The organism is Mangrovimonas sp. YM274, from assembly GCF_030908385.1.
GTDB lineage: Bacteria > Bacteroidota > Bacteroidia > Flavobacteriales > Flavobacteriaceae > Mangrovimonas_A.
This window is the reverse complement of sequence record NZ_CP133091.1, coordinates 2,507,576-2,532,500: the sequence shown is the minus strand read 5'-3', so window position 1 is coordinate 2,532,500 and position 24,925 is coordinate 2,507,576. Positions and strand designations below refer to the sequence as shown.

The 24,925-nt window shown below is 39.4% G+C and carries 18 protein-coding genes; 7 read left to right on the top strand and 11 right to left on the bottom strand.

Features of this window, described 5'->3' with window-relative positions; genetic code table 11:
- Positions 1 to 40 precede the first annotated feature (40 nt).
- Both RBH95_RS10880 and RBH95_RS10875 read left to right on the top strand, forming a co-directional pair.
- Entirely contained in the window at positions 41 to 2,827 is a 2,787-nt protein-coding gene (locus tag RBH95_RS10880; protein WP_307899623.1) for an L-type lectin-domain containing protein, read from the top strand.
- Entirely contained in the window at positions 2,812 to 5,529 is a 2,718-nt protein-coding gene (locus tag RBH95_RS10875) for a T9SS type B sorting domain-containing protein (protein ID WP_307899622.1), read from the top strand. The genes RBH95_RS10880 and RBH95_RS10875 overlap by 16 nt, the downstream gene beginning before the upstream one ends.
- Positions 5,530 to 5,609: 80 nt before the next feature.
- On the opposite strand, the gene RBH95_RS10870 is transcribed toward RBH95_RS10875, so the two are convergent.
- The 4 genes from RBH95_RS10870 to RBH95_RS10855 all read right to left on the bottom strand — a co-directional run bounded on the left by RBH95_RS10870 (position 5,610) and on the right by RBH95_RS10855 (position 9,826).
- A complete protein-coding gene (locus tag RBH95_RS10870; RefSeq protein WP_307899621.1) occupies positions 5,610 to 5,852 on the bottom strand; it encodes a DUF6095 family protein in 243 nt (80 codons plus the stop codon).
- Complete coding sequence (gene murQ / locus RBH95_RS10865; RefSeq protein WP_307899620.1) at positions 5,842 to 6,660, bottom strand: N-acetylmuramic acid 6-phosphate etherase; 819 nt, start codon at positions 6,658 to 6,660, stop codon at positions 5,842 to 5,844. Before murQ ends, RBH95_RS10870 begins: the two co-directional genes overlap by 11 nt.
- A gap of 185 nt (positions 6,661 to 6,845) precedes the next feature.
- Positions 6,846 to 9,071: an NADP-dependent isocitrate dehydrogenase gene (locus RBH95_RS10860; RefSeq protein ID WP_307899619.1), complete on the bottom strand. Its 2,226-nt coding sequence runs from the start codon at positions 9,069 to 9,071 to the stop codon at positions 6,846 to 6,848.
- 191 nt (positions 9,072 to 9,262) lie between these two features.
- A complete protein-coding gene (locus tag RBH95_RS10855) occupies positions 9,263 to 9,826 on the bottom strand; it encodes a pentapeptide repeat-containing protein (RefSeq protein WP_307899618.1) in 564 nt (187 codons plus the stop codon).
- 179 nt (positions 9,827 to 10,005) lie between these two features.
- Here RBH95_RS10855 and RBH95_RS10850 point away from each other — a divergent pair, with 179 nt between their 5' ends.
- Positions 10,006 to 11,319: a glycoside hydrolase family 2 TIM barrel-domain containing protein gene (locus tag RBH95_RS10850; RefSeq protein WP_307899617.1), complete on the top strand. Its 1,314-nt coding sequence runs from the start codon at positions 10,006 to 10,008 to the stop codon at positions 11,317 to 11,319.
- Entirely contained in the window at positions 11,316 to 15,056 is a 3,741-nt protein-coding gene (locus tag RBH95_RS10845) for a glycosyltransferase (protein WP_307899616.1), read from the top strand. The genes RBH95_RS10850 and RBH95_RS10845 overlap by 4 nt, the downstream gene beginning before the upstream one ends.
- A 608-nt stretch (positions 15,057 to 15,664) precedes the next feature.
- Here RBH95_RS10845 and rplS read toward each other — a convergent pair.
- The 7 genes from rplS to RBH95_RS10810 all read right to left on the bottom strand — a co-directional run bounded on the left by rplS (position 15,665) and on the right by RBH95_RS10810 (position 22,388).
- Positions 15,665 to 16,015, bottom strand: a complete 351-nt coding sequence (gene rplS, locus RBH95_RS10840; RefSeq protein WP_053992570.1) for a 50S ribosomal protein L19 — start codon at positions 16,013 to 16,015, stop codon at positions 15,665 to 15,667.
- Between the two features lie 132 nt (positions 16,016 to 16,147).
- A complete protein-coding gene (trmD, locus tag RBH95_RS10835; RefSeq protein WP_307899615.1) occupies positions 16,148 to 16,825 on the bottom strand; it encodes a tRNA (guanosine(37)-N1)-methyltransferase TrmD in 678 nt (225 codons plus the stop codon).
- A gap of 145 nt (positions 16,826 to 16,970) precedes the next feature.
- A complete protein-coding gene (locus tag RBH95_RS10830; RefSeq protein WP_307899614.1) occupies positions 16,971 to 17,582 on the bottom strand; it encodes a tRNA (guanine-N1)-methyltransferase in 612 nt (203 codons plus the stop codon).
- A 130-nt stretch (positions 17,583 to 17,712) separates the two neighbouring features.
- Positions 17,713 to 18,456, bottom strand: coding sequence for an LVIVD repeat-containing protein (locus RBH95_RS10825; RefSeq protein ID WP_307899613.1), 744 nt, complete (start codon positions 18,454 to 18,456; stop codon positions 17,713 to 17,715).
- Between the two features lies 1 nt (position 18,457).
- Positions 18,458 to 18,979 carry a hypothetical protein gene (locus RBH95_RS10820; protein ID WP_307899612.1) on the bottom strand — a complete coding sequence of 174 codons (522 nt, stop codon included), beginning with the start codon at positions 18,977 to 18,979 and terminating at the stop codon, positions 18,458 to 18,460.
- 404 nt (positions 18,980 to 19,383) lie between these two features.
- Positions 19,384 to 20,832 carry a glyceraldehyde-3-phosphate dehydrogenase gene (locus RBH95_RS10815; RefSeq protein ID WP_307899611.1) on the bottom strand — a complete coding sequence of 483 codons (1,449 nt, stop codon included), beginning with the start codon at positions 20,830 to 20,832 and terminating at the stop codon, positions 19,384 to 19,386.
- Positions 20,833 to 20,981: 149 nt separating this feature from the next.
- Positions 20,982 to 22,388 (bottom strand): trypsin-like peptidase domain-containing protein, encoded by a 1,407-nt coding sequence (locus RBH95_RS10810; protein ID WP_307899610.1) that lies wholly within the window; start codon positions 22,386 to 22,388, stop codon positions 20,982 to 20,984.
- Between the two features lie 159 nt (positions 22,389 to 22,547).
- Here RBH95_RS10810 and dapF point away from each other — a divergent pair, with 159 nt between their 5' ends.
- From dapF to mltG, 3 genes are read left to right on the top strand one after another with little or no spacing between them, the layout of a single operon-like run.
- On the top strand, positions 22,548 to 23,327 hold the full coding sequence (dapF, locus tag RBH95_RS10805; RefSeq protein WP_307899609.1) for a diaminopimelate epimerase: 780 nt from the start codon (positions 22,548 to 22,550) through the stop codon (positions 23,325 to 23,327).
- Complete coding sequence (locus RBH95_RS10800) at positions 23,321 to 23,845, top strand: GNAT family N-acetyltransferase (RefSeq protein ID WP_307899608.1); 525 nt, start codon at positions 23,321 to 23,323, stop codon at positions 23,843 to 23,845. Before dapF ends, RBH95_RS10800 begins: the two co-directional genes overlap by 7 nt.
- Positions 23,846 to 24,889 carry an endolytic transglycosylase MltG gene (mltG, locus tag RBH95_RS10795; protein ID WP_307899607.1) on the top strand — a complete coding sequence of 348 codons (1,044 nt, stop codon included), beginning with the start codon at positions 23,846 to 23,848 and terminating at the stop codon, positions 24,887 to 24,889.
- The last annotated feature ends 36 nt before the right edge of the window (positions 24,890 to 24,925 follow it).

Sequence of the window (24,925 nt, the reverse complement as noted above, 5' to 3'; positions counted from 1 at the left end):
TTTTAGCGAGATAATTAACTTTCAACTTACTAAAATATTTATGAGGAAGTATACTCTTCTAGCGTTCTTTTTTTGCTTTTCTTTTAACATATTTGCCCAATTGATACCGGAATATTTCGGTGATGCTGTATCTCTGGGTGATAACTGTTATAGGATTACTCAAAATACTCCACAGCAAAGTGGATCTGTCTGGTACAATAATGTAATTGATCTCAATACTGATTTTGAAATAATTTTTGACGCGAACTTTGGTAGTAATGATGCCAATGGAGCAGATGGAATGGCTTTTGTAATGAAAACTACTTCTACACCTGAGATAGGTCTATCCGGGGGAGGCGTTGGCTACGAAGGCATTCCTCAATCGTTAATTGTGGAGTTTGATACTTGGACTAATGGGAATCGTGGAGACATAACTGCAGACCATATGGCTTTAATGAAGAATGGGAGTACATACCATAATTCTGCCAATAATCTATCGGGGCCAATTCAAGCTTCAGAAACTTCAATGAATATTGAGGACGGAAATTACCATGAAGTGAAGGTAGCTTGGGATGCTACGGCACAGATTTTTAGTGTAACATTTGATTGTAGCGAACGTATCTCATATTCTTCAGATATTATAAATACCATATTTAATGGAACTTCAGAAGTATACTTTGGGTTTGCAGGATCTACGGGTGCTGCATATAATTTGCAACAGTTGTGTTTTAAACATATTTCCTTTTCTACAATAGGCTCCTTATCAGATAAACAAGTTTGTGCTGGTGGAAGTATTGATACAATTGATGCTACCTATGATGGAGCTCAAGGTTATGAATGGTCTCCAATAGAGGGTGTTAGTGACCCTACGCTTCCCAATCCGGTATTCTCACCAACGGCAGACACAACCTACACTGTATCTATAACTGATAATTGTGGAGATATTCTAACAAAGAGTTTTAATGTAGTTGTAATGCCTGAAGCGACAGCAGAAGTAGAAGCGGTAAATCCTACAGTTTGTCCTGGCGACGATGGAGAGTTTATTATTACAGGGCCTGCTAACAGCACGGTTTCTTATGTAATAAATGATGGGGTAGAAGAAACCATAGTGTTGGATGATACAGGACTAGCGTCTGTATTGGTTATGGCTTCAACGGAGAATACCACAATGACACTCGTTGGAATTGATGCGCCTACTCCTACAATTTCAGGAAATGGACAAACCGCTTATGGGGGGATAGATCCAACCAATGCTGAAGGTCCAATAGAGCCGGAAGGTACAACAGCTACATCTGCAAATTCTGCAAGAATCTCCAATACTTACCAATCTTGTGTTTTATTGTTGGATCAAACGGTGCCTGCAGGTACTGAAATCATTTTGAGTGTGGCAAAAAATAATAGTACGGCACAAATGAGTGTTTCCGATGGAACCAATTCTCAAACTATTAATACAGGTACGGTTAATGTCCTTCAATATGTCACATTTGTAACGGGGCAGGATACAAATATGCTCACCTTTATTAGTCTTAATGGATATTTTTGGATTGATGGTGTGGAGTATATTATTGAATTGCCTAATTGTTACACGGCTTTGGATGTTTCGGAAACGATATCATTTTCAGATCTAGATGATGCTACCTTCGTTATGGAACCAACTTGTGATGGTGCTACAGCAACAGCAGTAACACCAGGTGGGACTTATGTAATTGTGTCTCCGGCAGGTCCAGGTATAATAGATCCTTTAACAGGTACTATTACGGGAGGATTACCGGGGGAAGAATACACTGTTGAATATACTACCAATGAAAATTGTGGAAGTACTAGTAGTGGAACTGTAACAATACTTCCTGAACCAACTGTAGCCGAGGCCAATCCTAGTTTGCAAGTTTGTGATGATAACATAGCAGATGGATTGACTTCAATAGATTTGGCGTTGGTGAATAACAATATTACAGGAGGAACTCCAGGGTATGTTGTAAGTTATTTTTTAACACAAGATGATGCTGATAACAATTTTAATCCATTACCAATTCCTTATACAAACATTACTAATCCGCAAACTATTTATGCTCGATTGTTAAATACTATAACAGGATGTTATACAACCACAACTGTAGAGTTATCGGTGGAACAGGCCCCAGAGGCGAACATTCCGGATCCATTGGAGTACTGTGATGCGGACAGCGACGGTTTTGGCGTGTTCGACCTGTCTGATGCGGATGCCGGTATCACGGGAGGTACGACGGGACTGGTACTTACCTACCACGAGACCCAGGCGGATGCGGACAACGGCGTGAACGCCCTGTCGAGCCCTTACAACAATATTGTGGCCAATACCCAGACGCTCTATGTGCGTGTTGAGAGCGCAACGATCGCAACGGACTGTGCGACGATCGTGGAGCTTGTGCTTGTGGTGCACCCAACCCCACAGTTGGAGGAGCCAACGGCCCTTGAGGTCTGCGACGACGCCTCCGGCGACGGCTATGCACAGTTCAATTTGACGCTCAAGGACGCGGAGGTACTTGACGGGCTTGACCCGGTACAGTACGGCGTATCCTATTACCTGACTGAGGACGATGCCGAATCGGGCACCTCTGCCATTCCCAATCCATTGAGCTTTACCAATACGGTACCGTTTGCACAGCAGGTGTGGGTACGCGTTGAGGACAGTGCCAACGGCTGCCACAAGGTCGTGCCATTGGAGCTTATCGTGAACGCCCTACCGGTATTGATGCAGCCGCTGCCATTGGAGCTTGTGACTACAACAACCCGGGCGACGAGCAGGAGTCCTTTGTACTTGAGGAGAGTACCGACGGGATCCTTGGCGGACAGGTGGGTATTGTACTGAGCTACCACCTTACGCTGGCAGATGCCGAAAACGGCGACAATGCCCTTGTGAGCCCCTATACGAACATTGCCAACCCACAGACGATCTTCGTGAGAGCGGAGAACAGCAATACGGGCTGCTACAGCACGGTGATCCTGGACCTGAGGGTGAACCCGATCCCGTCACCGGAGGCAGACCCGACGCCATTGGAGGAATGTGACGGTGACAACGACGGCTATGCGAGCTTCGATTTGGAGGAGCGCACGCAGGAGATCATCAACGGTGAGCTGGACATTGCCATCACCTACCATGAGACGATATCGGATGCCGAGAGCGGGGACAATGTGCTCTTGAGCCCTTATGACAATATAGTGGCCAATGCCCAGGTGGTATATGCCAGAGCGGAGAACATGGTAACGGGCTGCCACAGCGTGGTTGGCCTACAGCTTAACGTACTGCCGTCACCGGTAGTGCCAACGGCCATCGAGGACTATGTAATCTGCGATACGAACACGGACGGCTATGCAAGCTTCGATTTGACCGGTATGGATGCCGAGATCCTCGGTGCGCAGGACCCATCGCAGTTCGAGCTTAGCTACCACCTTACCATGGCGGACGCAGAGTCCGGAGCGGCACCGATCGCCAATCCATGGGGCTATGTGAACCAGACCAACCCACAGATGATATACGTAAGGCTGGAGAGCCTTGACAACGGCTGTGTGAGCACGGGCGAGTTTGAGATCCGTGTGGAACTGCCACCGGTAGCGGTGCAGCCAACGCCGCTGCAGCTTTGCGACGACGATGTTGCGGATGAGCTGACGGTGTTCGACCTTACGGTAAAGGACGGGGAGATCACGGGCAATGAGGGGAGCTGGAGCGTAAGCTACTACGAGACCCAGGCTGATGCCGATGCGGGGACCAATGCGATCCCGGACCCAACGGCCTATGTGAACACTTCGGTTAACGGAGTGGCGGCGAACCCACAGACCCTATATGTGGTGGTTACCGATACGGACACGGGCTGTACGGACCAGACGACCTTGACCATCCGCGTATTGCCGAACCCTACCCCGAGCCAGGACCCATCTGATATTGCACTGTGCGACGATGAGAACACGGGAGACGAGGTGGAGCTGTTCGACCTTACGGAGAACGAGACCTATATCATCAACGGAGAGGCCGGTGTATCGGCGAGCTACCACGAGAGCCTTTTTGATGCGGAACAGGATACCAATGCAATCCCTGACCCAACGGCCTATGGGAACATTTCCAGCCCACAGACCATCTATGTGCGCGTGGCCAACGACATCACGGACTGTTATACGATCGTGGACTTTGATATCTTGGTGAACCCACTGCCGGAGGCAGTTGCCGTAACGGACATCGTGGCCTGTGAGAACAACACGGAAGGGGCCTATGCCTTCGACCTGTCTCAGAAGGACGAAGAGGTGCTGGGCGGACAGGACCCTGCGCTCTATGGGGTGAGCTACCACGTATCGCAGTTGGATGCGGACAATGGGGACAACGACCTTGTGAGCCCGTTCACCAACACCGTGAACCCGCAGCAGATCTTTGTGGCGATCACCAATCTGGATACAGGCTGTTCGATAAGTACTCAGAGCTTCTTTGTGGAGGTACAGGAAGCGGCGGAGGCCAATCCGGACATGGAGGCCATCCTCTATGAGCTTTGTGATGACAATATGGAAGTGGACGGAGATCCGACCGACGACAGCGTGCAGTTCGACCTGTCTGCCATGGACGCGGAACTGTTGGACGGACAGGACCCAGCAAACTATACGGTGAGCTACTATGCCAGCGAGGCGGATGCCGAAGCGGGTACAAGCCCATTGCCGACCCTTTATGAGAACGTGGTCAACCCACAGGTGATCTATGCCCGTGTGGACAACGATACCACACCGGACTCCATCTGTTACGCGGTGGCAGAGCTGACCCTTCAGGTGAACCCACAGCCGGTGTTCGACCTTTACGACAGCTATGTGCTGTGTCTGGATACCAACGGAACCGAGGCGATCGACCCACCGGTATTGGAGACAGGGCTAACGGAACCTGACTATCTGTTCATCTGGTACTTCAACGGTCAGGAGATTGCGGGGGCTACCGGCGGTAGCTATGAACCGACAGAAGCGGGAATCTACAGTGTAACGGTAATCGACGTATCGACTTCTACGGTGACCATGTGCGAGCGCACGGACACCACTGAGGTGATCGAGAGCGCACCGCCGAGCATTGTAGCGGAAGTGGTGACCGAGGCCTTTGCAGACAACCATGTCGTGGTGGCCACGGCCAGCGGAGACAGCAGCTATGAGTACAGTCTGGACGACGGGCCATGGCAGGAGAGCGGTGTGTTCGAGAACGTGCCATGGGGAGAGCATACGGTAACTGCAAGAGATATTTTGGGCTGTGGAGAGGCTAGCACCAGAGTGACAGTATTGGATTATCCGTTATTCTTTACGCCTAACGGTGACGGTTATAACGACACTTGGAACATTGTTGGATTTAGTGACCAATCGGCGACTAGGATCTTCATCTTCGACAGGCAAGGAAAGCTTATAAAGCAGATCTCACCATCTAGCGAAGGATGGGACGGAACGTACAACGGAGCAGCGATGCCGAGCAGCGACTACTGGTTTGTTGTGGAGTACGTGGAACCATCGACGGGGCAGAGCAAAGAGTTCAAGGCGCACTTTACCCTGAAACGTTAATAAGTGTTCAAAATAAAATAAAACGATACAAAAAATCCCGAACTATATGGTTCGGGATTTTTATTTGGAAATTGAGCTAATCAATTTTGTTTTTGAAACATACTATCCATAATAGTTTTAAGTCCTTTAAAAGCAAAGTATATGGCCAAACCACATATAAAGAGTGCCGCTAGCAAAATGGGAATGTATAAAGGTTTTTCAGTATTGCTAAAGGCGATATATAACAAGGTAGGCCCCGCGAACATACAAACAAGGGAAAGAGCCATTGTTTTGATACCTTTTAAGAGAATCGTTTTATTGGTGCGTTTGGTTTCAGTTTCCATGGTTGTAATTTTCTATAGCAGTACGTACATTTTTATATTTGCTTAATAATTCCTGAGCTTTGTCTTCGGAAATTTGGAGTTCTTCCATTAGCATTCTCGTTCCTCTATTTACTAACTTGTCGTTACTCAATTGCATGTCTACCATTTTATTTCCCTTTATACGTCCTAATTGAATCATGGTACTCGTGGTAATCATATTAAGAACCAATTTTTGGGCTGTACCTGCCTTCATTCTTGAACTACCCGTTACAAATTCGGGGCCTACAATGACTTCAATAGGGAATTGTGCTGTTTTGGATAGAGGACTTTGATGGTTACAAGTAATGCAGCCTGTAATGATGTTATGTTGATTGCATTGTTCCAATCCCGAAATTACGTAAGGTGTGGTTCCGGATGCAGCAATACCAACGACAACGTCTTTTGAGGAAATCTTGTATTTAGATAAATCTTCCCAAGCCTGGGTTGTAGAGTCTTCGGCAAATTCAACCGCCTTTCTAATGGCGGAATCACCTCCAGCAATAAGTCCGATGACCAAATCATGTGGGACTCCAAAAGTAGGAGGGCATTCCGAAGCATCTAAAATTCCTAGTCTGCCGCTAGTTCCAGCTCCAATATAGAAAAGGCGTCCACCATCTTTAAGTTTGGCAACAATTTGTGAGACCAAAGCTTCAATTTGTGGCAAGGCTTTTTCAACGGCTAAAGGAACGGTTTTGTCTTCGGCATTGATGTTGACCAATAGGCCTGAAAGGCTCATGGCCTCTAGGTTGTTATAATTTGAATCTTGTTCTGTTGTCTTGATAAATTCCATGGTTCAAAAATACGTAATTTTAATTGCGTTAGTGATGGTCGCGGCATCCTTTTGCAAAGACTTTTGCAAAAGATAAAGCGAACAGCACGCCCTTTTTGTTAAAAAAGGGAACGCCCAAATAGAAAAGAAAGGGTATAAAAAAAAGGCCTCTATTAAGAAGCCTTTTTTTGTGTGTATGATAACAATTACAAGGAATTGATAATGTTGTTGAAGGTTTCGCTAGGACGCATGACCTTGCTTGCCAATTCGAAACTAGGTTCGTAATAGCCACCGATAGATACAGCATGTCCTTGAACTTCGTTAAGTTCGGAAACAATATTCGTTTCGTTGTCTGTTAAGGCTTGCGCTATAGGTGCGAATACTGCTTGCAAATCGGCATCAGTAGTTTGGGCTGCCAAAGCTTGTGCCCAGTACATTGCCAAGTAAAAATGACTACCTCTGTTGTCAAGTTCGTTAACTTTTCTAGAAGGTCCTTTTTTGTTTTCCAACAGTTTTTCTGTAGCATTATCCAAAGTGTCCGCCAAAACTTGCGCTTTAGGATGGTTTTGGGTTACGGCCATATGCTCAAAAGAAACTGCCAAGGCCAAGAACTCTCCAAGAGAATCCCAACGCAAGTGGTTTTCTTCCAATAACTGCTCTACGTGCTTAGGCGCTGATCCACCAGCTCCAGTTTCGAATAATCCACCACCATTCATCAATGGTACGATAGATAACATTTTAGCACTGGTCCCCAATTCCAAAATAGGGAAAAGGTCTGTTAGGTAATCACGCAATACGTTTCCTGAAACCGAAATGGTGTCTTCACCATTCTTCATGCGCTCCAATGTAAACTTAGTTGCTTCTATAGGAGAAAGGATTCTTAAATCCAATCCTTCGGTATCGTGGTTTGGCAAGTATGCATTTACCTTTTTGATCAATTCAGCATCGTGTGCTCTGTTTTCATCCAACCAGAATACGGCAGGTGTTTGAGAAGCTCTAGCTCTAGTCACGGCCAATTTTACCCAGTCTTGGATAGGCGCGTCCTTAACTTGACACATTCTCCAGATATCTCCAGCTTCAACGTTGTGTTGAATTAAGGTATTTCCTTCTGCATCAATAACGCTTACAGTACCGTTTGCAGTGATTTCGAATGTTTTGTCGTGAGATCCATATTCTTCAGCTTTTTGAGCCATTAAACCTACGTTAGGAACAGTTCCCATAGTAGTTGGATCGAAAGCTCCGTGTTCTTTACAGAAATCGATAGTTGCTGTATAGACACCTGCATAACTGCTGTCTGGAATTACCGCTTTGGTATCTTGTTGCTCACCTTTAGCATTCCACATTTGTCCAGAAGTACGGATCATGGCAGGCATAGAGGCATCGATGATGATGTCACTTGGTACGTGAAGGTTGGTAATTCCTTTATCACTATTTACCATAGCCAAATCGGCACTGTTTGAAATTACAGCATTGATATCGGCTTCCACTTCTTTACGTTTGTCTTCCGGAAGTTCTTCCAATTTAGCTAATAGGTTTCCAAGTCCGTTGTTGGCATCAACTCCAATAGATTTAAATGTTTCAGCATGTTTGCTGAATACTTCCTTGAAGTATACTTTCACAGCATGACCAAAGATGATAGGATCTGACACCTTCATCATGGTTGCTTTCATATGTAAAGAGAATAGAATGTTTTGATCTTTAGCATCTGCAATTTGAGCTTCCAAAAACTCCAAAAGCGCCTTTTTGCTCATTACGGAAGCGTCGATGATTTCACCTTCCAAAATAGGGAAACTATCTTTTAAAATGGTTTCATTCCCATTAGCATCTGTATGAACAATTTTTACAGAAGTGGCATGATCTAAGGTTACCGATTTTTCATTGTGTGCAAAATCACCATGGTCCATAGTTGCTACATGCGACTTAGAGTCTGCCGACCAAGCACCCATAGAGTGCGGGTTCTTTTTAGCGTAGTTTTTAACTGCTTTTGGTGCGCGTCTATCAGAGTTTCCTTCACGCAATACTGGATTTACAGCACTTCCTTTAATCTTATCGTATTTAGATTTGATCGTTTTTTCGTCATCAGATTTTGGTTCGTCTGGATAATTTGGAATATCGAATCCTTGACTTTGCAATTCTGAAATGGCTCCTTTCAGCTGAGGAATGGAGGCACTGATGTTTGGAAGTTTAATGATATTGGTTTCAGGTAACTTTACAAGCTCTCCTAATTTTGCCAAAGCATCTTCAACTTTTTGGTCTTCGGTTAATGCTTCTGGAAAAGTTGCCAAAATTCTGCCGGCCAATGAGATGTCCTTGGTTTCTATATTAATTCCTGACGATTTTGTAAACGCCTTAACTATTGGTAAAAATGACTGTGTAGCTAATGCAGGAGCTTCGTCAGTTTTTGTATAAAATATTGTAGGATTGTTTGACATTTAAGGTTTGTATTTTAATTAATTTAAAACGCGCTTTTTTCAAAGCCTTGCAAATATACAAAAATCAACAAGTTATTTACGGTAGAGTAACAATAGGTTGACAATTTGAAAATATCATAGGTTTTGCTAAAGAAATGAAAGGGAATTTTTAAGGAAAATTCAAATATGCTTAACTATTTTTCGTACTAATTTTAATCTATTTTAATCCCTAAATGAGAAAGTAATCCCAACACCTGATCTTTTGAGAATTTGGCCCCTTTTAGCTGATTGTGTTCGGGATTGAAATTGTAATTGAATGAGGTTCTAAAATCGGAGCCTTTTAAATTGGTTTGGTCAAACTGACTGTTTTTTAGATCACAATTATGGAACACCGCTTTTGAAAGGTCGGCTTGAGTGAAATCGCAATTCTGGAGGTTACAATCGGTAAATTGTATGCCCTTTAAATTCAAATTGTAAAAGGATGCAAAGTTCAGTTGGCAGTTGCTGGGGGTGAAATTTAGCAAAAAGGGATCACATTTATGAAATTGGGCACCGGTGAGTTTACAGTCTTTAAAGAAAACTTCTTTTAGAGAGGTGTGGGCCATATTGACATTGCTCAAATTACAGTTGATAAATTCACATTCTAAAAATGAAATATTTGAAATATCGCCTTCAGCAAAATTGCAATTTTCAAAAGTACAGCTGTCATATTCGCCCTTTGGAAGTGGAGTGTTCCCGAAATCTTTGTTTTTGAATACCTGGTCAACCACGCTCATACACTTTGAAGTTCTTTTGTAGCGAAAGTAAGTAAAGTTTGAGGATTATCCATTAATCTGTTTTAATTGACCATTCGACAGATATATTCTTACGCACTCTTTAAGTTTTTATACATTTGAAATTTTATTTTTGTGGTATTTTATATTGTTGATTATCAGTGTTTAGTGGTGGTATTTGTATGAAGCGTCTCTCAATTTCTATTTTGTTAGTAATCATGTTGTTGTCTACTTTTCTATATATAAATAGACCATCTAGACATGTTATGGCTGAGGAGGCAACCGTAAGGATTATTGAGACTGAAAAAGGCTATGAAATTATTAGAAACGGCGAGCCATTTTATATCAAAGGAGCTGGAGGCAAACCATTTTTTAAGGAACTTTCGGAAGCTGGAGCCAATACCTTACGATTATATGATACTACAAACACTGCCGAAATACTGGATGAAGCACAGAAGTATAACATTGCTGTAATTTTGGATATCTGGTTACCTCAATATGGAAAAGGCAATAATCTTTATAAGGATGCACAGTTTGTGAAGACAATGAAAGCAGGAGTGAAGAAGTTTGTCGACCAACATAAAGGCCACCCTGCTTTATTAATGTGGAATTTAGGAAATGAACTTGTCTACCCTGTAACTTTGAGAGACAATGAATTTATAGATACATTTAATGATATGATCGACCAAATTCATGAAGATGATCCTAACCATCCTGTAAGCACCACGGTTGCGGGAGGATCAAGAGGGCAAACTCTATCAATTCATTTAAATTCTCCTCAATTAGATTTAGTAGGGTACAATATTTTTGGAGGATTAAAAAATATAAAAAGAAACCAAAAACAATTGTCTTTGGTAATAAACGTGATGCCCTATTATATCACAGAATGGGCTGGTCATGGGCCTTGGGAACATAGAAATACCCAATGGAGCAGATTATTAGAGCCAACCAGTGCTGAAAAATCGGAGATATATAAAAGAAAGTATGAGACTTACATTGAATCGGATGAAGAAAGTTTGGGAAGCATTGCCTTTTATTGGGGACAAAAGAATGAAGGCACACCAACCTGGTTTAATATCATTGATGAAGAGGGACGCAAGTCCAATGTGTATTATGCTTTAAAAGAGGTATGGAGTGGTGAACAGTTTGAAGAAGATGCTCCTGAAGTTTCTCAAATTTTATTGAATCAAAAATTAGATTCAGATTTACAAGTCTATAGTACAAAGGATACTTTGGAAGCTGTTTTAAAATTGGAAAGACCTGATTCCAATTATATATTTAAATGGGAGGTTCTAAAAGAGGGGTTAGGTTTTGGAGCTTCATCTAAAAGGAAACTCAATATGCTAAATGGGGATACAATCGCTATTCATAGAAAGGAAAGGATTCAATTTCAAGCTCCAAAGGAAGAAGGAGCTTATAGATTAATGGCTTATGTATATGATGACAATCAAAATTTTGCAACTGCCAACATTCCCTTTTTTATTGTAAAAGAATGATTAAAGAACAACTTCAAGAACCAACCCAAAGAGAAAAGAAGAATTTAAGAATTCTTATTGTTTTAGGCTGTCTTAGTATACTAAACTTTTTGTACTGGTTTTTTCAGCCAGATTTGGTTGAAAACAAATTTCTTTTTGTGTTGCTGACCTGTGTTATACTGTTCGATGTATTTAGGTTAGTTTATATTTGGTATCACTATTGGGATTTATCTGTCCCGAAAAAGCCTGAACTAACCAAGGCTTTTAAAGTAGATGTTTTTACTACTTATTGTCCAGGAGAGCCTATTCAAATGGTTGAAAAAACTTTATTGGCCATTAAAAGGATGGAGGGGGCACATACGGCATACTTGTGTGATGAAGAAGATAATGATTATTTAAAGGAATTTTGTAAAGTTCACGATGTTGTCCATATTACTAGAGATAATCGAATAGACGCCAAAGCAGGAAACATTAACAACGCTCTTAAACAAGCTTCTGGAGATATTTGTGTTATCCTAGATCCTGATCATATTCCAGAACCAAATTTTATTTCAGAAATACTGCCTTATTTTGAAAATGATAAAATAGGCTTTGTACAAACTGTACAAGGTTATTACAATCAAGAAGATTCTTTGGTGGCCAAAGGAGCAGCGGAGCAAACTTATCTTTTTTATGGTCCACTGATGATGACAATGAATACTTATGGAACTGTCAATGCTATTGGAGCCAATTGTGCATTTAGGCGAAAAGCCTTGGATTCTATAGGAGGTCATGCTTCGGGGCTTTCCGAAGATATGCATACCAGTATGCAGCTTTATGCCAAAGGTTGGAAGTCGGTTTACTTGCCTAAAATGTTAACCAAAGGGTTGGTGCCTAGCAGTCTTGGTGCCTATTACAAGCAACAATTAAAATGGGCAAGGGGAACTTTTGAATTGTTGGTTAGTGTATACCCTAAATTGTTTTCTAAGTTTACTTGGAGGCAAAAATTACACTTTGGCATTTTGCCTTTTCATTATTTAACGGGGTTTATTTACCTGTTTTGTATGCTAATTCCAATTTTGGCGCTTTTTTATAGTACCTCACCATGGAAAGGTAATATTTATAATTTTGGATTTATAACATTTCCTGTTTTATGCTGTTTGGTTGGAATTAGAATTTACGTTCAAAAATGGCTTGTCAAACGGGAGGAAAGAGGAGTGCATTTTACGGCAGGTTTGTTGATGCATTCTGCTTGGTGGGTTTATATTTTGGGGACAGTTTATACCATAATTCGAAGAAAAGTTCCCTATATAGCTACGCCTAAATCCAATTCTTCCAAAACAAATTTCAAGCTCGTATTGCCAAATTTAATCTTTGGATCCTTGTCTTTAATAGCAGTAGTTTATGGTCTTAGAAGAGATTTTACACCATTTTCCATTTTCATGTCTGTTTATGCTCTTTATAATGCATTTGATATGTTTTATACCTTGGCCTTTGCTTATGGAGGAACGACGAAGAGGAAGCCAACTGAACAAGGCTTTTTTTCGAAATTAAATGTGTTTACATTTAATATATGGCAAAGGATGGCAGTCCCCGTTACGGTATTGGCTGTATTGGCCAGTGGTGTGTTGCTATATCAAAGTGAGCGCATTAAACTAAGGGGATATGCAACACAGGTGCTTTTGAAGAAGGAGCCGTATAAAATGTTAGGCGCTTTTGTTCCCAATGAGGATAATGGAATGACCTCTTTAAAGGAAGCTTTCAGTTTTTCTGAGGAATTGGGAACTTCTTTGGACATTGTATCTTTTTATGTGGCTTGGAATATAGAGAAGAATGACATCTCAAAGTCTTATTTAGATTCTATTTATGCCAAAAATTCAATCCCAATGATTACTTGGGAGCCATGGTTACATACATTTGAAAATGATTCTCTTCAGGAAAAGAATGTTTTTCAACTCATTAATCAAGGAAAGTTTGACACGTATATATCTGAGTTTGCAGTACGACTAAGAGAGCTTAAAAGACCTGTTTTTCTCAGGTTTGCTCATGAGTTTGATAATCCATTTTATGCATGGTACGATAAAGGAGAAGGGAGCTCCGAAGAATTTAAGAAGGCATGGCGTCATGTGTATTTCAAATTTATAGAGGTTTATGCTGATAACGTTATTTGGGTGTGGAATCCTTGGAAAGCAGAAAACATAAAAGCATTTTACCCCGGAGATCATTATGTGGATTGGGTGGGAGTGAATGCGCTGAATTACGATACCGGTTTTGGCTCAAAGCAAGGGCAAAGTTTCAAAAGTATTTATGACCCGTTTCATATTGGAATTAAAGAAGTTTGTAATAAACCTGTAATGATAAGTGAGTTTGGTTCTTTGGGAAATGACAACAACAAGGAAAAATGGGTGAATTCTGCATTCCGCTGTCTAAGAGGGGAGTTTGATGAAATAAAGGCCGTTGTCTTTTTTAATTCTTATGTTGATAATAATCATCCCGACGGTTATGAATCGGAAGAGGCTTTTGATTGGAGTATCAATGGAAAGAAGATTTCCTATAGGCAATTTAAACCTAAAAACAATCAAGGTACTATCTCTCCAATTGTTGGAGGTGTCAAATTGGAAAGAGGTATTTTAAAGGAAAGAGAAGGTAACAAGAGTTTCTTGTTGAAGCGTTTTCAGGGAGTTAATATCAAAAAGGGGCAAAACTGGAAAACAGACTATCACGTTTTAACTAGGCAAAGGCTAGAGGAGGACTTTACAGAAATGAAGAGGTTGGGTATAAATACAATCAAATTTATGGAAAATGAAACATATGATTATAATTTATTGAATATCTCGAATGAGTTTGACCTTAAGGTCGTATATAGTTTTTTTATTCCAGAGCATGTTGATTTTTTAAAGGATACTATCGCACCTAAACTTTTGAAGGATCATATTTTAAAAAAAATTCAAGATCAAAAAAGTCAAAAGCATATTGTTTCTTGGGCTATAGAAAATGATATAATAAAATATCAAAATGAAGTATATGGTATAGAGGAGCAATTTTTTCAAAATAAAGCGTATTTAAGGTGGTTGGATGCTTTAATTTCTGAAATAAATATTCAGGATCCATCTAGGCCGGTTTCTTTGACTGTTACGGTAAACCGTGAAGGAATGAAAACTCTTAAAAGCATCAATAGGGAGATGATCAGTGATTTAGTGATTGGCTTACATGTTGTAAATAAGGACTACTATTCTCCAATGTCAAATTATTTAAGAAGTAATGCCTTAGATTTTTTGATATCGGATATAGAGGTTGATGACCTTATTAAATTAGAGCCTAATAATATAACAATGTGCCTTTCCGAATGGCAGGATAGATTTGAAGTGAATAGGGTTACGTTTGATGGTTTAATAGATAGAAAAGGACGTTTTAAAAAAGAGTATTTTGATTATTTGAGTTACTCAAATTTAAATACGGAGGAGGAAACTGCTCCTGTAGTTAAGGTTTTAAAACCGTACAAAAATTTAACTCCGGGATATGATTTCACCTATACGGCAATGGAATATATCAATGGCTCTGGTTGGCATATACCCGATGATGATGGTGGAGAGCAGAGTTTTGAATGGGCTTTGGTAAAAACAAATTCCAAAGGTGAATTTTTAACGGTAAACTATGTAGGAAACACACCAAAGGTCGAAATAGAAATGCCAAGGGATTTTCAAGACTACAGATTGTTGCTTACGGTAAGAAGGGATGAAATATTGTATAATTATTTAACACGACTGGATTATAGATAAACAAAAAACAAAAGCCATATCATTGTAGATAAACTACCTTGACATGGCTTTCTGAAACAGTTACTTCGTGACCTAATTAACATACTGTCAAATCAGCCGACTAGAACTCACGCTCCCATCGTCCTTTTCAATTCAAGTTTCACTGTTTCAATGAAACATTAATTAACTTTCAAAATGTATTGCCGTGTTAATAGATGTTTCAAATAATTGTTTTTCTTGATGTATAATATTATAAAATAGTATTATACATTGTTTCCTACCTTAATAATTACTTTCGCTTTTATTTCCTTTGGAAACTTTCAACTCTATTAGTTGTTGACTGTTTGCACATTCAGTACTTGATAAAGTATCATGGTTTTAAACAAACCTCAAAAAACAATTTTTAAAGAACGTTGTCTTTAAACGTTTAATATAAATTCAAATTATAACTCATTTGAAACCAACATCGCATTGTTATTATAACGTTAAGTAAATATACGATAAAAATAGCTGATTTCAAAGGTTTTACGGTGTTAATTGTTCACTTGTTATGAACCTTATTTGTTCACATTGGTTCATAAAAAAAGCCTTGAAATTTCAAGGCTTTGTATTGTAAGTAGATTGGAAAATTATTTTCTAACCTCTTTAATTCTAGCTTTCTTACCTGTAAGACCTCTAAAGTAGAAGATTCTTGCACGTCTAACTTTACCTCTTTTGTTAACTTCAATTTTTTGAAGCGCAGGCAAGTTAATTGGGAAAATACGCTCTACACCAATTGTTCCAGACATTTTTCTGATGGTGAAAGTTTCAGAGCTTCCAGAACCTTTACGTTGCAATACAACACCTTTAAAGAACTGTGTACGTGTTTTAGCCCCCTCTTTAATTTCGTAGTAAACAGTGATGGTATCACCAGCTCCAAACTCAGGGAAATCTTTTTTTGTTACAAATTCGTCTTGTACAAATTTTACTAAAGAATTCATTTCTTTTTAATTTAAATGGTTATGTTCAAACCAACATTCACGGATATCGCCAGAGGTTAATCTGAAATTGGCTGCAAAAATAGTGAATAATTAATTATTTACAACGAAAAGAAACGTTTTTTTATATAAAAGCTAGTCATCTAGCAAATCAGGGCGACGTTCCTTGGTTCTAAGATACGCTTGCTCTTCTCGCCATTTTTCGATTTCGGGGAAATTACCACTGAACAATATTTCTGGAACATCCATGCCTTGGTAACTCCTTGGTCTTGTGTAAATAGGTGGTGCCAACAAATTATCTTGAAAGGAATCCGTTAGGGCAGAGGTCTCGTTTCCAAGTACGCCAGGGATCAATCTTATCACGGCATCGCAAAGTACCGCTGCTCCCAATTCACCTCCAGAGAGTACATAGTCCCCAATAGAAATTTCCTTAGTTATAAACTTATCGCGTACGCGTTGGTCCACGCCTTTGTAATGCCCGCATAAAATGATGATGTTCTCCTTAAGTGACAATTGATTGGCAATACCTTGTTTTAAACATTCACCGTCTGGCGTCATGTAGATAATCTCATCGTAGTCACGTTCTGCCTGAAGTTTTGAAATACACTTGTCAATAGGCTCTATAAGCATTACCATGCCAGCACCTCCTCCAAATTGGTAATCATCAACGGTTTTGTAATTATCGGTAGTGTAGTCCCGTAGATTATGAAAATGGACTTCAACCAAATTGGCTTCAATAGCACGTTTTAGTATGGAAGCTTCAAAAGGGCTTTTGAGCAGTTCTGGTAATACGGTAATGATGTCTATGCGCATGATCAAAATTATGAACTGCAAAGATGTGAAAAAGTAGGCATTTGGTCATCAGGCTTTGCAGTTTTTTAGCATAATACAAATTACAGAAAAAAGAAAGGCCTCTGTAATAAAATACAAAGGCCTTGTGTAATGTGTTTCGCAGGGGTTAAGCGTTTTTTTGTTTATTGATTTCGTCCTGCAATTGGCGTCTTACTTTTTGCTCACGCTCCAATGCATTTCGGCGGTGTTCTTCAAACTCCTCTTCAGTTTCTGCTAAAGATTGTTTTGCCTGTTTGGTTACCGCATTGCTATTGTTGAATTTGTAGATGAAGAACAATAAGAAAGCAAATAGCCCTCCAATAATGCTCCACAACAGTGTACTGTAATTTCCTTTACTCATTTGGATTCCAAAAAGCGACATACTGTCTTTTTCCAGATTGGTGGCATCCAACGTTTCTTGTGTATTGGTTAGGTTACTTTTTAAACTAGCTATTTCTACTGCTTGAGAGTCTACAACAACCTGTGTATTTGCCAACTCCTTATGAACAGCTTTTAAAGAGTCTAAAGTGTGTGACTTTAACGTGTAAAGCCATGCTCTTTTTATAACCTTATAATCTTGATAGTTGTTTGATTTTTGAATGACGTAGTCAAACTGGTTGTCAATCGTACCAGAGTTTAGTGAGAGTTGGTCTTCGTCGTTGTTAGATTCTTGGGCTTGTGTAGTAGAAAAACTTAATAGAAAAATTGAGGAAAATAATACAGTTTTTAAAATATTCATTTCAGCTAGATTAAATTACTTATAGTTAATCGGGGGGCAATATAATAATTTCTATTGATGTAAGGCTTTATTTTATGCCAATAGCCCCAGTTTAGGTGGAGCTATTGGTATATACGAAGCAAATGAAGTTTTAGATGTTTAGGGAGCTTAATTCCGTTATGTCTTGAATATCGTTGTAATTTAGGCTGTATTGATATAAACCATTTTCACCAATTAAAATGAGAAGGTCTTGATGAATAATGACATCAAAAGCATTTTTATTAATAGAATTCACCAAAGTAGAGTTCTCAGGATCAGAAACATCAAAGATCTTTACTTCATCATCGCATACAAACAAATAATTTCCGTAAAGCCCCAAACCGATGGGCTGGGTTAAATTTCTTGAAGAAATTAACACGGGGTTGACTATATCCGATACATCGTAAACTTCCAAAACATTGATTGTGTTCCCGCAACCAATATCAGCATGAAGGGTTACAAAGGCATGGGTGTCATTGGCAACTACCGGATCGCATGCCGTAAAATGTTGCACATCGGAAAGGTATTCGGGAAGTTCAGGATTTTGCACACTATAAATGTACATGCCATTTCTAGAACCCACATATAGATATTCCTTATAAGCAAACAGGGTTTCAATATTAAATCCAATTGGCACCGAATTGACTTCAACAGGGTTAGAAATATTGGTAATATTAAAAACATGCAAGCCGTAAAGATCTACAGTATATAGGTAATCCCCTTTTACTACAAATCTGGCAAGGGAGCCTCCTTGTCCTGACTCGGTGTATCCCGAATCTTGAGAGGAAACATTGCTGTCGTTACTACAAGCTGTTAGCAACAATAAAGCCACTACAATAGAGATATATGTTTTCATGCTATTCATCGTTTAAAACCCAATTAATAATAATTTCGTCCTCTCCTAAATTGTAATATTGAAAGCCGTCAGGTGAGAAAAGTTGAGGAAATGTGTTGGTGATGCGTTTGGTAATGGATACCGTCTGCGTTTCAAAGTTGGGTTGAATGGCAACAAGATCAGTTGCATTGTTAACATACAAAATGTCTCCTTTAACAGCTAGGTCTGAAGATCCCAAAACTTTAATGAAACCAATGTTTATTGGGTTCTCCGGATTGGAATTGTTGAAAACATGAAAGCCTTCATTTTTTTCGTTAATGAATAGGAAGTTGTCCTTAACATAAATTTTGCCCGAATTGATAATGGATTTTGGAGCTTCAAAAGTCGTAGAGACTTCAAAAGCTTCTCTTGGCATGGTAACGGGGGTGTAGTAGGATTCGGGAAAGGGTTCGATAATTACATCGTCTTCACCATCATTGATGGGCCAGCAACCTTGCAGAATAATAGCCAAAGCAAGGAAAGCCAGTAGTTTTTTTTGAATCATAGGAATGGTTTGGTGTTAAGTTGAAAATATATTCCTAAGATGCTAAAAATGTTAAAAGGTTGCTTTCTATTTTAAGAAAATTGCTTTTAAAATAATAATTTGTACTATTGCCAACAGAAAGAATACGATTATGACAGAGCAAAAAATAACACTTTCCTATTTATTTAGTGCCCTAGCACTTTTTTTGATTTTATATTTCTATCTGAATACCGAACTACTGACTTCAATATATACTGCAGGCATTGTATTTGTGGTTCCTAGATTATTTCGTTTGCTGGCAGATAAAAGGAAGAAGGAAAATTCAATTTAGTTGATCTTGAATAAATAGGAAAAGAGTTATATAAAAATGAAAAGAGCGGATTCAATTTGAATCCGCTCTTTTAGTTTTTAGTTGAATTTATCTACTAATAGTATGTGTAGCGCCTAACTTTGGCAATGTACTTGGCCAATCTGATAACTTGATGGCTGTAACCATATTCGTTATCATACCAAATATAAAGCACTGCGTTTTTGCCGTCAGGTCTTACAATAGTAGCTTTACTGTCATATATAGAAGGTGCCGAGCTTCCAACAATATCGCTGGATACCAACTCATCGCTCATTTCATATTTAATCTGTTCTACCAAGTCTCCTTCCAAAGCATATTTTTTCATGATGGTGTTCATGCTTTCTACAGAGGTTTCTTTTTCTAAATTTAAATTTAAAATAGCCAAAGAACCATTAGGCACAGGTACACGGATGGCGTTAGAAGTCAATTTGCCTTCCAAAGCTGGTAATGCTTTAGCAACAGCACTTCCTGCTCCGGTTTCGGTAATTACCATGTTTAAACCTGCAGCGCGCCCACGACGGTACTTTTTGTGGAAGTTGTCTACCAAGTTTTGATCATTGGTATAGGCATGGATAGTTTCCAAGTGCCCGCTTACCACTCCATAAGTATCTTCAACGGCCTTTAATACGGGCGTAATAGCATTGGTTGTACAAGAAGCGGCAGAAAAAATCTTTGTTTTATCAGGGTCGTTGTCCAAGTGGTTTACACCATGTACAATGTTCGGGATTCCTTTGCCAGGAGCTGTTAACAATACCTTATCAGCTCCTTTTGATTTTAAATGTCTACTAAGGGCATCTTTATCTCTAAACGCTCCTGTATTGTCAATAATCAAGGCGTTTTTAATACCATAAGCAGTATAATCAATCTCTTCAGGGGCATTGGCGGAGATAATATTTACGGTAGTACCGTTAATGATTAAAGCATTATTTTTAATGTCTGTAGAGACGGTTCCTGAGAAATCTCCATGAACAGAATCATTACGCAAAAGAGAGGCTCTTTTTTCCAAAACAGTCTCGTCAATAGCGCCACGGGTTACAATGGCTCTTAGACGCAATTGGCTTCCTTTTCCAGTTTTAGACATTAACTCTCTTGCAACCAAACGTCCAATTCTTCCAAAACCATATAGTACAACATCTTTCGGCTTAATGGAGTCGTTACTGTAAGCGTCCTTTAATTTATTGGCAACAAAATCGGTAGCATTGCTATATTTTTGGTCTTCTAAATGAAATTCATAGGTTAGCTTTCCAATGTCCAATTTAGCCGGAGGTAGGTCCAAGGTTTTAATCGCTTGGGCAATTTCTACCGAATCAAAAATGGAAATTGGCTTTTGAACAAACTCTCCAGCGTATTCGTGCAAGTTCAAAATTTCACTTACGTTTTTGTCGATAAGTTGGTTTCTGAACAAAACAAGCTCTATAGACTTGTCATACCAAAGGTCACTGACAATTTTAATAAACTCTACAGTGGCGCGACGTCTATCTGCCTGAAAAGCTAATTCCTTTTCATAAGTACCGTTAAGACTCATTTTTTTAATGTTTAGTGTGTTGTTGAAATTAAATTTTTGGCAAAAGTACATTATTTCAAACGTTTTCGTAACGCTTTTTAACAAATAAAAATCCCCATACATAGCCTAAAGCCATATATGGGGATTGCTATCTTTTTAAGAAATTTAACTTACCTCCAGTAAAAATTTTCCTTTTGACCGTTTTTGTTGATTATTTCAAACTTTAAAGGGTCGCCACTTGAATTTTCGGTAATAATTTTTTTAGCTTCATCAATGTTTCTCACTTTAACATCGTTTATGGCCGTTATAATACTGCCTTCTTCAATGCCATTCTTTTTCCAATATCTGGCATAGGTATTATCTAATGCAGAAATTTTAATGCCGTTATTGGTACCGTATTTTTTTAGGTCGGAAGCTTTAGCATTTTTTACCTGTCCAACGATAGGAAGTGTTAAATTAGAATTTTTCATTAAAGTTACTGGGAGTACTTTGGTATCGCCATCTCTAAGCAAAGTTACATTTACCACGTCATTTGGACGTTTGGTTGTTAAGTAACCCTTAAGGTCGGCAAACTTTGATATTTTGATATCATCCAATTTTTTGATTACATCACCTTCTTTTATGCCTGCCATATCGGCTCCAGTATCTTCTTCGATGCCATTCACGTAGAAACCTTCAGAGGTATCCACGCCAAAATGTTCGGCCGATTCACTATTCAATGACATTCCCGTTACCCCAAGAATACCGGTTTGTACATCTCCAAACTCCATAATATCTTCGACCACTTTCCTAGCTATATTACTAGGTACGGCAAACGAATATCCAATATAAGACCCGGTTTGGGACGAAATAGCAGTATTGATTCCAATAAGGTCGCCATTGGCATTTACCAAGGCCCCTCCAGAGTTGCCTGGGTTTACGGCTGCATCTGTTTGTATGAAAGATTGCATATTTCTGCCAGATAAATCTCTAGCTTTGGCACTTATGATCCCGGCTGTTACAGTGGAGGTTAAGTTAAATGGATTTCCCACCGCTAATACCCACTCGCCAATTTTTGCTTCGTCAGAATCCCCAAAGGAAATGTATGGCAATTCTTCATCTGCATCAATTTTCAATAGAGCAATATCGGTTTTTTCATCAGAGCCAATAAGTTGGGCATCGTAAATTTTATTGTCATTTAATGTTATGGATATCTCTCTGGCTCCATTGATTACATGGTTATTGGTTATTATGTAGCCGTCTGGAGAAATAATTACGCCACTTCCTGTACCAATTTGGGCTCTTTGCGATTGTCTTCCAAAGAAGAAATCTTCAAAACTGTTTTGTCCTGTTATGATAGCCGTATTCTTTACGTGTACCACAGAATGGACCGTCTTTTCTGCTGCCGATACAAAGTTGGGGGCATTCACAGTATTGGCAATATTGGAAACGTTGTGGACGGTCGGGAAATATGTGGATTCGCCAACCGGGGTAGTAGATTGGATGGTAGTGTTTTGATCGAAATACAATTTATAGGCAGACAGTGTAATGACTCCACCTAATACGGAAACTAAAACTAAAGACAGTATTTTTTTCATAGTTTATTAGGATTTTAAGGTTACTATATTGAATAATTTAACGTTTAAAATTACTTTTTTATTGAATGGCTAATTTCTATTTAACGCTTTTTAACGTTGGTTTTAACGCCTATTTAACAACGGGATTTACCGTCGATTATTCCTATATTTGTCCCCAATATGAAACTTACTTTTTATAAATATCAAGGAACAGGGAACGATTTTGTGATGATTGATAATCGTCAACAAATTTTCGACAAAAATGATACCAAACAAGTAGCTTTTTTGTGCGACAGACGTTTTGGCATTGGAGCCGATGGTTTGATTTTGTTGGAAAACCACCCAGAATATGACTTTAAAATGGTGTATTACAATGCCGATGGAAACGAAAGCTCTATGTGCGGTAATGGAGGTAGATGCCTGGTGGCATTTGCAAAACATTTGGGAGTTATTGAAGACAAGGCTACGTTTGAGGCGGTGGATGGATTGCACCATGCCACGGTAGACAATAATATTGTGCACCTACAGATGCAGGATGTAGATTTGGTTGAGAAACATGATTCGCATGTGTTTTTAAATACGGGATCACCTCACCATGTAGAATTCAAAGGTAATTTGGACGACATGGATGTTAAAACTGAAGGCGCTAAAATCCGTTATAGTGATTTGTATGGAAAAGCAGGAAGCAACATCAATTTTGTGAATAAAATTGAAGACGGCTTTTTCGCTGTGAGAACTTATGAAAGAGGAGTGGAAGATGAAACCTTATCTTGCGGAACAGGTGTTACTGCTGTAGCTATTGCTATGCACAACACAGGCGAAACTGATAAAGAAACAATTGCTTTACAAGTTCAAGGAGGACAATTGCAAGTATCTTTTGAAGTAGTAAACGGCCATTACAAAAATGTTTGGCTTATCGGTCCCGCAACATTTGTGTTTAAAGGAGAAGTTGAATGCTAACGCTCAAGGGGGAACATATCTATTTAAGGGCATTGGAGCCGGAAGATCTAGAATTTGTCCATGCCATTGAAAATGATGAGTTGGTTTGGGAAATTAGCAACACCATTACTCCATATTCAAAATATGCCATCAAACTGTATTTGGAAAATGCCCACCGAGACATTTTTGAAGTTAAACAATTGCGATTGGCAATTTGTAACAATAGTGATACCATAATTGGCTTGATTGATCTTTTTGATTTTGATTTCAAGAACAAAAGAGCCGGTATCGGAATTTTGATTAAAGATGTCGTTCATCGCGGCATTGGATATGGAAATGAAGCTCTTAAGCTGCTAATAGGGTATTGCGATAAATACTTGAACCTGCATCAATTGTATTGCAATATTTCAGAAGAAAATGAGGCCAGTATTAAATTGTTTGAGAGCAATGGCTTCCGAAAGGTGGGACTTAAGAAAGATTGGAACTTAGTAGACGGTTCCTATAAAAACGAATATTTATTTCAACGTATATCAAGTTAAATGTACTTTAAAAAAATACTGTTGGCCATTGCCCTTTTAGGTTTGGCCATTGCTGCTTTTATTGCATATTATATTTATGGGGCTATGTTTAAGCCAAATACAAGCTTCAATAATGAGCAGGCTTATGTGTATATTCCTTCCGGAGCCACGTACCAAGAAGTTAGAGAACAATTGGAACCTTTGTTGTTGGATATAGACAAATTTGATGCTCTTGCCAATAGAAAGCAATACACAACCAATATCAAGGCAGGGAAGTATATTATTAAAAAAGGAATGAGCAACAACGATATTATCAATTCCATTAGAAGTAATAATATTCCTATAAGGTTGTCTTTTAACAATCAAGAATCTTTAGCCAAATTAGCGGGAAGAGTTGCAGTGCAAATTGAAGCTGATAGTTTGTCTTTATTACGTGAAATGACTTCTAAAGCGTTTTTACAGAAGACTGGATTTTCAGAAAAAAGCGCTTTGGGGATGTATATTCCCAACAGTTATGAGTTCTTTTGGAATACTCCTGCAGAACAATTTTGTGAGCGTATGGCCAGGGAGTACCATCGTTTTTGGAACGATGATCGAAAGGCCAAAGCCAAAAAGATAGGTTTAAGCCAGGAAGAGGTAATGACCTTAGCTTCCATTGTTCATGAAGAATCCAAACAAGCCAGTGAGCAACCTAGAATTGCAGGTGTGTACATGAATAGGATTAAAATTGGTATGCCTTTGCAGGCAGATCCCACTTTAAAATATGCCGCTTACCAATTGCCAGAATATCAAGGAACCGTGATAAAGCGTGTTTTAAATGTTCATAAAGAAATTGAATCGCCGTATAACACCTATAAATATGCTGGACTCCCTCCAGGGCTTATTACAATGCCAGATATTTCGGCTATTGATGCCGTGTTGAATTACGAAAAACACAATTACCTGTATTTTGCGGCCGACGCCAAGCGCTTGGGGTTCCATAAATTTGCAAAAACGTTGAGGCAGCATAATATTAATGCTAGGGAATACCAAAGCTATTTGTCGTCCCAAGGAATAAGACGATAGGAGTGAACCGATGTCTCACTAAAATAATATTGTTTT